This is a genomic window from Streptomyces sp. NRRL S-495, assembly GCF_000966955.1.
Lineage (GTDB): Bacteria > Actinomycetota > Actinomycetes > Streptomycetales > Streptomycetaceae > Kitasatospora > Kitasatospora purpeofusca.
The window spans coordinates 20,558-30,849 of sequence record NZ_JZWY01000113.1 but is presented as its reverse complement, the minus strand read 5'-3'; the positions used below and the strand labels follow the sequence as shown (position 1 = coordinate 30,849).

Here is a 10,292-nt window from a genome sequence, read left to right as displayed (position 1 = left end):
GTCCTGGGGAGCGGGTGCGCGGTGGTCGCGGTGACAGGGACGGCGGCGGTGGCGGTGGGGACGGCGGCGGGGACGGCGGCGGCGTCGCTCTCGGGCCGGGCGGCGGGCACGGCGCTCCTCTGGATCCGGTCGGCGGTACGGGCGGCTCCTACCGTAAGGCCCGTGCGGCCCCTATGGAACTGTCGCCCGAACCGCGAGACATCGCCCCCCTGACGCAGGCCGTACGCTGTGCGCCATGGACCGTACGCCTGCCGCAGCCGCGACCGCCGACGACTTCCTCGACCGGGCCCTGCTGGAGGAGGCCGCGAAGAAGTCCGGCCTGCTCTGGGTCCGGGCGGACGGCCAGGAGCACGGGCGGGCGCTCTGGCACGCCTGGCACGACGGCGCGGTGGTGGTGGTCGGCGACGGCGCCGAGCAGCCGCTGCACGGGCTCACCGGCGGGGCGGGCGCGACCGTCACCGTCCGCAGCAAGGACAAGGGCGGCCGGCTGACCGGCTGGCCGGCCCGGGTGGTCGAACTGGCCCCGCGGAGCGAGGCCTGGCAGGGCGCCGTCGAGGAGCTGAAGGGCAAGCGGCTGAACGCGCCGGACACCGACGCCATCACCGACCGCTGGGCCCGCGAGTGCCGGGTGCTGCGGCTGGAGCCGGCCGGGACGGCGGGCGCCGAGCTCACCGAACGGCCCGGGGCGATGCCGGAGGACGCGCACGCGGCGGCGCCGATGCCCACCCCGGCCACCACCCGGCGACCGATCCCCGCCGGACTGCCGAAGCTGCTGCTGAAGCGCCGCAAGGGCTGACCCGCCGCCACCCCCGGCCCCCGCCGCACCCGGCCCCGTCCGACCCCTCCCCGTCGGGCCGTGTCCCCCGGTCGCCCGATTCGCCCGTTTTCACCGAGCCCGGGCGGAGATGCCCGAGTAGCCTGGGCCACGGGGCGTGGCCGCGCCCGGCCCGGCGTCGAACGAGACGCGTCGAGCGAGGCGAGGGAGTCCGGAGTCCATGGCAGGACCAGGCAGCCGCGTCTTCATCTCGCACCTGTCCGGCATCGCCGTCTTCGACCCGAACGGCGACCAGGTCGGCCGGGTCCGGGACGTCGTGGTCACCCTGCGGATCGGCGGCCGCCTGCCCCGGGTGCTCGGCCTGCTGGTCGAGGTGGTCGGCCGGCGCCGGATCTTCCTGCCGATGACCCGGGTGACCAGCCTGGAGTCCGGCCAGGTCATCACCACCGGCGTGATCAACATGCGCCGCTTCGAGCAGCGCCCCGCCGAGACCCTCGTCCTCGCCGAACTGCTCGACCGCACCGTCACCTGGACCAAGACCGGCCAGGAGGTCACCGTCCTGGACGTCGCGATGACCCAGACCCGGCTGCGCGAATGGGAGATCGGCAAGGTCTTCGTCCAGGTCGGCCGGGTCGGCCGGCTGCGCAAGGCCCGCGGCGAGACCGTCACCCTGGACTGGCAGGACGTCACCGGCTTCACCCTGCCCGAGGAGGACCAGGGCGCCGCCAATCTGCTCGCCACCTTCGACCAGCTGCGCGCCGTGGACCTCGCCAGCGTGATGCACCACCTCTCCGCCAAGCGCCGTGCCGAGGTCGCCGCCGCGCTCGACGACGAACGGCTCGCCGACGTCCTGGAGGAGCTGCCCGAGGACGACCAGGTCGAGATCATCGGCAAGCTGAAGGACGAGCGGGCCGCCGACGTCCTGGAGGCGATGGACCCGGACGACGCCGCCGACCTGCTCTCCGAACTGCCCGGCGACGAGGCCGAGCGCCTGCTCCAGCTGATGGAGCCGGACGAGGCCGAGCCGGTCCGCCGCCTGCTGAGCTACGAGGAGAACACCGCCGGCGGCCTGATGACCACCGAGCCGATCGTGCTGGAGCCGGACTCCACCGTCGCCGAGGCACTGGCCCGGGTCCGGGTCTCCGACCACAAGCCGGCGCTGGCCGCGCAGGTCTTCGTCTGCCGCCCGCCGAACGAGACCCCCACCGGCAAGTACCTGGGCATCGTGCACTTCCAGCGACTGCTGCGCGAGCCCCCGTACACCCTGGTCGGCTCGCTGGTCGACGACGACCTCGACCCGCTGCCGCCGGACACCCCGCTGCCGCTGATCACCAGCTACCTGGCGACGTACAACATGGTCGCCGCGCCGGTCGTCGACGAGGCGGACCACCTGGTCGGCGCCGTCACCGTGGACGACGTGCTCGACCACCTGCTGCCGGAGGACTGGCGGGAGGCCGCGCTGCACGGCGGTCCGGACGGGGAGCACACCTACCGACGGGACGAGAGGGAGGCGACCGGTGGACGCTGACCGCAAGGGCCGGCGCGAGGAGACCCCGCGCCAGCGGCTCCAGGGCGAGCTGCGGGAACTGCGCCGGCTGCGCGAGCTGCGCGCCCGCGAGGGCGCCAGGGACCGCCGGACCGAGCCCACCCTCGTGGGGTCGTCCGCCCGCACCCGGCTGGACCAGCCGCGCACCGGCCGCAGCGGCCTGATCAACCTGCCGTCCTACGACCCGGAGGCCTTCGGCAAGCTGTCCGAGCGGATCGCCCGCTTCCTCGGCACCGGACGGTTCATCGTCTGGATGACGGTGGTGATCATCCTCTGGGTCGTCTGGAACACCCTGCTGCCCGACGTGGTCCGGTTCGACGACTACCCCTTCATCTTCCTCACCCTGATGCTCTCCCTCCAGGCCTCCTACGCGGCGCCGCTGATCCTGCTCGCGCAGAACCGCCAGGACAACCGGGACCGCGTCAACATGGAGCAGGACCGGGCCCGCAGCGACCGCACCATCGCCGACACGGAGTACCTCACCCGCGAGGTCGCCGCCCTGCGCCAGGGCCTCGGCGAGGTCGCCACCCGGGCCTTCATCGCCTCCGAGCTGGGCAGCGTCCGCACCGAACTGCAGTCGCTGCTCAAGGAGATCGACGAGCGCCGGGAGACCTCCGAGACGCTGTGACCGGCGGCACCGCCACCGACCGGACGAGGCCCCCTCGCGGCGCCGTACCATCAAGTCATGGCCAACGAGACAGAGGTCGCGGCCGGCGTCACGGAAGAGTCCGTACGCCAGGCGCTGTCGACCGTCAACGACCCGGAGATCAACCGCCCGATCACCGAGATCGGCATGGTGAAATCGGTCGGGATCGGCGAGGGCGGCGCCGTACGGGTCGCGGTCTATCTGACCGTCTCCGGCTGTCCGATGCGCGACACCATCGTCACCCGGGTCCGCGAGGCCGTCGGCCGGATCCCCGGCGTGACCGAGGTCGAGGTCGAGCTCGACGTGATGAGCGACGAGCAGCGCAAGGAGCTCTCCCAGCTGCTGCGCGGCGGCGCACCCGAGCGCGAGATCCCGTTCGCCAAGCCCGGCACCCTGACCCGCGTCTACGCCGTCGCCTCCGGCAAGGGCGGCGTCGGCAAGTCCTCGGTGACCGTCAACCTCGCGGCCGCGATGGCCGCCGACGGCCTGAAGGTCGCCGTGGTGGACGCCGACATCTACGGCCACAGCGTGCCCCGCATGCTGGGCGTCGAGGGCCGACCCACCCAGGTCCAGGACATGATCATGCCGCCGCAGGCGAACGGCGTGAAGGTCATCTCGATCGGCATGTTCACCCCGGGCAACGCCCCGGTGGTCTGGCGCGGCCCGATGCTGCACCGCGCGCTGCAGCAGTTCCTGGCCGACGTCTACTGGGGCGACCTCGACGTCCTGCTGCTGGACCTGCCGCCCGGCACCGGTGACATCGCCATCTCGGTGGCCCAGCTGGTCCCCAACGCGGAGATCCTGATCGTCACCACCCCGCAGATGGCCGCCGCCGAGGTCGCCGAGCGGGCCGGCACCATCGCGGTGCAGACCCACCAGAAGATCGTCGGCGTGATCGAGAACATGTCCGGCATGCCCTGCCCGCACTGCGACGAGATGATCGACGTCTTCGGCACCGGCGGCGGCCAGACCGTCGCCGACGCGCTCACCCGCACCGTCGGCGCCACCGTCCCCGTGCTCGGCTCGATCCCGATCGACGTCCGCCTGCGCGAGGGCGGCGACGACGGCCGCCCGGTCGTCCTGGCCGCCCCCGACTCCCCCGCCGCCACCGCCCTCCGCGCCGTCGCCGGCAAGCTCGGCGGCCGCCAGCGGGGCCTCTCCGGCCTCTCCCTCGGCCTCACCCCGAAGAACAAGTTCTGATCAAGCCCCGGGCTGGTCAGCGGCTGGGCATCCGCCCACCCCGCTGACCAGCCTTCCTGTTGGCACCAGTGGTCAACGCTGGTCAGCCTTGCCGGACCTCGCACGGCCCAGCGACGGCCCCCACGGATGCACGTCCACGCAGCCCCTTCCTAAAAGGGAGCCGATACTGTCGGGCGAGGCCCACAGCGAACTCTCGGGGTACCCCCTCGAGCGAGAAGATCTTCTCGAATAGGCCCGCTCCGTTCCCGTTCGAGAACACCGGGGAACGCGCGATCCAGCCCTTAGAGCGGGTATGCTGACGGTCGTTCAAGTCTTGTCGTCCCGATGCGCCTCGATACAGATCGGGGACCTGCCGTGCGCAGGAAATTCAACGACAGGAGGAGAACACGATGAGAAAGCAGCGGCCTCGCGCCAGAAGTCAGAAACCTCTTCGCCCCAGCTGGCGAGAGATCACTCTGGCTGCACTGGCAGCGGTGGCCGCAGTAGCAGGATGCGTAGAGCAACTGGTGCGCTAGGTTCGCACCCTTGATCGAGAACGAGCGCCGGACGAACAGCTGGGCAAAAAAAGTAAGCCCGGCCGCTTTGTAGTCGGCCGGACTCACTCGATCTCTCTACAGGAGCCCGAGTCTGGTTGCAGCCAGCTCGGGCTCTCCTGTTCGAGAAACTTTTCCAGGCACTGAACCAAGTATCTCGAACTCAGCCACTAGTGCCACCAATCTTTTACTCCACAGCAAATGTGTAACCTATTTGCCTGCGGCAATACGTTGTTGCTTGCTAGCAAGCAACAACAACTATAGCTTCAGCTTCTGCCTTCTTCCCACAGCTCCTGACAGGTTCTTGTAGCTGCACCGGGTCGACAGAGTTCCCGCGCTCTTCGCTCAGACAACTGTCACGACAGTTCACAGAACGCCACGGCGGCGTCGTCCCCGACCTTGAAGCGCGGCCACCGGAGCCCATGGGGATCCGTAGCCTCCACCTTGCGCACCGCCGAGATCAACCCGTCAGCGCCGCCAGCCCGGAGCACCCCGAATCCCTCCGCCCACGTGGCCGCCTGGTAGTCGGTCACAAGCCGAGCTGCCCCGTCCGACATGACCGCGACTGCCTGCACCTCAGCAACCGGCACAGCACCGGTCAACGCATGGTCGGCCGCCTCGCCCCCCGAAGAAGCGACCCAGTAGCCACCCGGGACATTCCGGGTGAGCCTCTGGGCCGCGACCATGCGGCGTACGCTCTCTGTGTGCTCCGACGTGCCGGTGGGGAAGCGCTCGGTCTCGGCACGGAGTTCCGGCACGACAGCTTCCACCCGGAGGTCGGTCTTCACCAGGTACTCGCCGTCCCGCTCGAAGACGATCGGTGAGTCTGCGAGTACCAGGTAGTCGAACTGCTCGGCGCCGGCGCGGAGGATCGAGACCGTCGCCGAGGGCGTCCCGGGGTTGGCCAGGTCGCAACCCGGGTGCAGCGCAGCCACTTGCTCCAGGGCCTGAGCCAGCCCATCGGCCAGCGGTCGGCCGGGATCAGCCAGGGCGGCGATCAAGTGACCGCCGAGCTGCGAGACGTACCAGGGAACGCCGTGCCGGCAGCCGGTGTCGAGACCGACCGTGCTGAGCCCGTCCAGCACGATGGCCAGCAACGAGGTGGCGCCCACCCAGTCTTCGTTGGGGTTCGGGCCGCCGGGGGCGGTGGCGATGGAGACGCGCATCTCAGGCCTCGTGTCGGTAGTTCTGGCGCGACGACGACAGGGGCCCGCCGGTTCGGACCGGCGGGCCCCTGTCGTGTGTGCGGGTGGGCCGGCCTACGGGCGGGTGTAGGCGGTGAGGTCGGGGACGGTGGCGAAGCCGGCGCCGTAGGCGCTGATGCCGCGGCCGTAGGCGCCCAGCAGGACGCCGGGGGCCTCGCCGGCCAGGACCCAGCCGTACTCGGACTCGCGGTAGCGGAAGGGCTGCGGCAGGCCGTTCACCGGGAGGCTGAGGGTGGACCAGCCGGGGCCGTCCAGGTCGTCGGCGAGGTCCCAGGCGAGGGCGGACTGCTGGTCCAGCCAGTCCTGGCGCAGCGCGCGGTCCAGCTGGCCCGGCCAGGTCGCGGCGAGCAGGCCGGAGCCGGCCAGCCAGGCCGCGGAGGCGGCGGAGGTGGCCTCCAGGGTGCCGGTGTTGTCGGCGCTGCGCCGGCTGTCCCGGCGGGCGACGGTGACGGCCACCGCGAACTTGCGCATGTCGCGCGGCTCGTACTGGCGGGCCGGCTCCTCGCCGTGGCCCAGGCTGCCGTAGTCGACGGTGCCGTGGGCGCCGGAGCGCGGGCCGCCGAAGCCGCTCGGCAGCAGGAAGCGGCGGCCGGACCAGCCGTCGTCCAGGCCGTACCAGGGGAAGTCCGCGGACAGGTACGGCACCAGCGGGTCCGCCGGGCCGGCCTGTCCGCCGACCATGGGTCCGCCGGCCGTGGCCGTTCCCACCGCCTGACTTGTCGCGTCCATCCCCGGGGCCTCCTCAACGACGTTTGCCTGCCGTGGTGCGCTCCCATCGTGGCGCACCTCGGCGCCCCTGCCGACCGACTCGGGCCCGGACGGGACCGGAAGTGACCGACGGCACAGCGGGAACAATCAGCACAATAGCGGCGCACACGCCGGGGCCCGCTCAGCCGTGCGGTTCGGCGGGGCGCGGAGGAGCGGCGACGGAGCCGGGTTACGTCGCGTCGGGGTCGAACGGGGGGCGCTCGCCCGGGGTGAGGGGGGCGCCGGCGGTCGCGGGGGCCGGGGTGGCGGCGGGCTTGTCGAAGGAGACGCTGCCGTTGCGGCCGTGCCCGTTCACCGGGGCGGCCGGCTTGTCGTCCAGCACCGAGCGGATGTCCAGGGACTCCCGCATGTCCTTGAGGCCCAGCGGGTCCTCCTCGCCGCCCATCAGCTGCTTGCGGACGAAGGTCTTCGGGTTGAGGTCCTCGAACTCGAAGTCCTTGAACTCGGGACCCAGTTCGCTGCGGATGTCCTCCTTCGCGGTGTCCGCGAAGGACCGGATCTTCCGGATGAACCCCATGGTGTCCTGGATCAGCTTCGGCAGCTTGTCCGGACCGAAGATCACGATGGCCATGATGGCCAGGGTCAGGACCTCCAGTGTGCCCACGTCACTGAACACCAAAGCTCCCTACGGTCGCGGGCGGATCGGACAAACGCTCCTCACAGCGTAATGGCCATCGGCGGGTCCATGACCCCCGGTGTGATGAAGCCGTGGTGAAGACCCGCCGATGACCGCGGCCCGAAGGGGCCGGTGAGGTCTATCTGTTCTCGTGGTGCAGGCCGGCCACGCCGGTGCTCGGCGTGCGCTCGGGGAGCTCGTGCGGCGGCATCGCGCCCCGGGTGACCGCCACCGGGCGGACCGGCAGGTCCGCCGCCGGCACCTGGGCGTTCATCGGGACCATGCCGCCCCGGCCGCCACTGCCGGCCGGGCTGACCACGGTGCCGTGCTGGTCCTCGCCCGGACCGGAAATGCCGCCGACTCCGCCGAGCGTCACCGCGGCCACCGAGAAGGCCCCGGCGGCGGCGAAGACGAAGCGCCGGCCGCGCGGCGGGACCGGCCGGACCACCGGGGCGATCGCGGCCGCGGCCGCGGCCAGCGGCTGGACCGGGGCGTCCGGACGGACGGTGCGGCGTCCGATCAGCGGGCGCAGCACCGCGCCGCCACGGCCGAAGGCCCGCGGGTCGACCCCGGGCACCGGGGTGTCGGCACCGAGCGCGCCGCCGCCGAAGGAGGCGCCCGCGCCCCGGCCGAAGGAGCCGCCGTTCAGCCGGCTGCCGCCGAGGGTCCCGGTGCCGGCCACGCCGCCGCCGGGAAAGTCGTCGTCGTCCCGGCGCGGCCGGTCGGCGCGCGGCTGCGGCTCGTCCTCCGGGAGCGCGCCGACGGCCATCAGCCGGGCCATCAGCCCGGAGGACGGGCCGGGCGTGCCGGTCCGGGTCAGCAGGTGCTTGACCGCGCGGCCCTCGTCGGCCTCGGCGAGGCACTGCGGACAGGTCGCCAGATGGGCCTGGACGCGATCGCGCGAGTCGTGGCCGAGCTCACCGTCGACGAAGGCGGACAGCCGCTCCCCGAGGTGGTGCTCCTCCGCGGGGTCGACCGACCGGACGGCGACGGCGCGCAGGGCCGGCTCGGCCGGCAGCGCGGGACCGTCGACCGCTCCGGGCCCGTCCTGGCCCCGGCGGCCCAGCGCGGGCCAGCCGGCCCGGCGGGCGGCCGTGCGGCCGGGGGTGTCCGAGTGGCCCGGCCCGGACCGGCCGGTTCCGCTCACGATCGCCTCCGGCCGCGCCCGCCCGGCGCGGCCGGAGCCTCGCCGGCGACGGCGCCGACCGGAACCGGCTGCTCCTCGGCGCCGCCGCCCCGGCGCTCACGGCCGGGGGCCGAGCCGGGGGCGCGGTGCTTGAGCGCGGCGCGCAGGTGCGAGCGGCCGCGGTGGATGCGGCTGCGGACGGTGCCGAGCTTGACGCCGAGCGTGGCGGCGATCTCCTCGTAGGAGAGGCCCTCGATGTCGCAGAGCACCACGGCGGCACGGAACTCGGGCGCCAGGGTGTCCAGGGCGTGCTGGACGTCGGCGTCGAAGTGGGTGTCGCTGAAGTGCTGGGCCGGGCTGGGCTCGCGGGAGGCGAGCCGCTCCGCCGCGTCGTCGCCGAGCGCGTCGAAGCGGATGCGCTGGCGGCGGCGGACCATGTCCAGGAAGAGGTTGGTGGTGATCCGGTGCAGCCAGCCCTCGAACGTGCCGGGGGTGTAGGTGGACAGCGAACGGAAGACCCGGACGAAGACCTCCTGGGTGAGGTCCTCGGCGTCGTGCTGGTTACCGGTCAGCCGGTAGGCGAGCCGGTAGACGCGCGCACTGTGGGCCTCGACGATCTCCTCCCAGCTGGGCGGAGTCCAGGTCTGCGCGTCGGGGCCCTCGGCGAAGGTCGCGAGGGCGGGGGCCTCGGCAGTGCCGGCGGGCGCCTCGGGCGCGGCGGCCGGCTGGTCCAGGGTGGAGTGCGCAGGCTGGTTCATCACGGGCTTCGGCGTACGGGCCGACGCGGTGCCGCGGGAGTGCCGCCGCACGGGGACGTCGCCCTCGGCCACACCTCCTCGGTCGGCTCTTCTGCCCAGCAGGGCCACCACCATATCCACCTCGCCCGTCAAGCCCGGATAAGAAGTGTCCGGGACCGCCTCCGGTATCCGCGGCACCGTCCGGCCCGCGGCAGCGGCTCCGGGAGGGTGTCCGGGACGGCCTGTTCGCCCGGTCCCTGCTCCATCAACGGCCCGCCGCCGTACGCGGTTCCCGCCCGGCCAGTAATCTGTGGCAGGAAATATCGACATCCGCTCGGCGCCGGGCCGCCACCCGGGGCTCCGAAAGAGGCAGCCATCAGCGAGTTCGGGCCCGCGCGTACGGCGCTCGCCGACACCTTCGTCGGCGAGGACGCGGTGCTGACCTACGCCCGGGCGCAGTCCGCGCGCACCGGGATCCGGGCGATCGGCCCGAGCGGCGGCGCCTGTCTGCGGCTGCTGGCCGCCGCGTCGGGCGCCAAGGCGGTGGCCGAGATCGGCACCGGGACGGGCGTCTCCGGGGTGTACCTGCTGCGCGGGATGCGGCCGGACGGCGTGCTCACCACCGTCGACTCGGAGCCGGTCCGCCAGCAACTGGCGAAGGAGGCCTACCAGGCCGCCGGGTTCGCGGCCAACCGGTCGCGGTTCATACCGGGCCGGGCCCTGGAGGTGCTGCCGAGGCTCGCCGACGGCCAGTACGACCTGGTGTTCTGCGACGGGGACCCGGCGGAGTCCGGCGCGTACCTGGAGGAGTCGCTGCGGCTGCTGCGGCCTGGCGGGACGGTCTGCTTCGAGGGCGTGTTCCAGGAGGGCCGACTGGCCGAACCGGAGCTCCAGGACCCGCGGACCAGGTCGATGCGCGACCTCGTCCGGGACGTCCGGGAGAGCGACGCCCTGCTGCCCGCGCTGCTGCCGGTGTCGGACGGGCTGCTCTGCGCCGTGAAGCGGTAGCGGCGGCGCGCGGCCACCGGAACGCGGACACCCGGGCACGCGGAAAGGCGCGCCCGGGGGCGGAACGTACCGGGCCCGGGACGACGCGATGGTCGTACCCGGGCCCAGCGGCACATCTCCAGGAGATGGCGA

The 10,292-nt window shown here is 72.9% G+C and carries 10 protein-coding genes; 5 read left to right on the top strand and 5 right to left on the bottom strand.

What is annotated here, in order from left to right; translation table 11 throughout:
- Positions 1–235: 235 nt before the first annotated feature.
- The 4 genes from VR45_RS08480 to VR45_RS08465 all read left to right on the top strand — a co-directional run bounded on the left by VR45_RS08480 (position 236) and on the right by VR45_RS08465 (position 4,167).
- Positions 236–796 carry a hypothetical protein gene (locus tag VR45_RS08480; protein ID WP_045939043.1) on the top strand — a complete coding sequence of 187 codons (561 nt, stop codon included), beginning with the start codon at positions 236–238 and terminating at the stop codon, positions 794–796.
- 199 nt (positions 797–995) lie between these two features.
- Positions 996–2,303, top strand: coding sequence for a CBS domain-containing protein (locus VR45_RS08475; protein ID WP_045939042.1), 1,308 nt, complete (start codon positions 996–998; stop codon positions 2,301–2,303).
- 124 nt (positions 2,304–2,427) lie between these two features.
- Positions 2,428–2,949: a DUF1003 domain-containing protein gene (locus VR45_RS08470; RefSeq protein WP_234325887.1), complete on the top strand. Its 522-nt coding sequence runs from the start codon at positions 2,428–2,430 to the stop codon at positions 2,947–2,949.
- A 57-nt stretch (positions 2,950–3,006) separates the two neighbouring features.
- Complete coding sequence (locus tag VR45_RS08465) at positions 3,007–4,167, top strand: Mrp/NBP35 family ATP-binding protein (RefSeq protein ID WP_045939041.1); 1,161 nt, start codon at positions 3,007–3,009, stop codon at positions 4,165–4,167.
- An 889-nt stretch (positions 4,168–5,056) separates the two neighbouring features.
- Here the strand turns inward: VR45_RS08465 and VR45_RS08460 are convergent.
- The 5 genes from VR45_RS08460 to sigE form a co-directional block, all read right to left on the bottom strand.
- Positions 5,057–5,866: a protein phosphatase 2C domain-containing protein gene (locus VR45_RS08460; RefSeq protein ID WP_045939040.1), complete on the bottom strand. Its 810-nt coding sequence runs from the start codon at positions 5,864–5,866 to the stop codon at positions 5,057–5,059.
- Between the two features lie 93 nt (positions 5,867–5,959).
- Entirely contained in the window at positions 5,960–6,634 is a 675-nt protein-coding gene (locus VR45_RS08455; protein WP_045939039.1) for a hypothetical protein, read from the bottom strand.
- A 208-nt stretch (positions 6,635–6,842) separates the two neighbouring features.
- On the bottom strand, positions 6,843–7,289 hold the full coding sequence (locus VR45_RS08450) for a sec-independent translocase (RefSeq protein ID WP_045939052.1): 447 nt from the start codon (positions 7,287–7,289) through the stop codon (positions 6,843–6,845).
- 139 nt (positions 7,290–7,428) lie between these two features.
- Complete coding sequence (locus VR45_RS08445) at positions 7,429–8,436, bottom strand: zf-HC2 domain-containing protein (RefSeq protein ID WP_052708938.1); 1,008 nt, start codon at positions 8,434–8,436, stop codon at positions 7,429–7,431.
- Positions 8,433–9,287 (bottom strand): RNA polymerase sigma factor SigE, encoded by an 855-nt coding sequence (gene sigE / locus VR45_RS08440; RefSeq protein WP_234325884.1) that lies wholly within the window; start codon positions 9,285–9,287, stop codon positions 8,433–8,435. The genes VR45_RS08445 and sigE overlap by 4 nt, the downstream gene beginning before the upstream one ends.
- Before the next feature lie 240 nt (positions 9,288–9,527).
- Between sigE and VR45_RS08435 the strand changes: the two genes are divergently transcribed.
- Positions 9,528–10,160, top strand: coding sequence for an O-methyltransferase (locus VR45_RS08435; RefSeq protein ID WP_045939049.1), 633 nt, complete (start codon positions 9,528–9,530; stop codon positions 10,158–10,160).
- Positions 10,161–10,292: the final 132 nt, after the last annotated feature.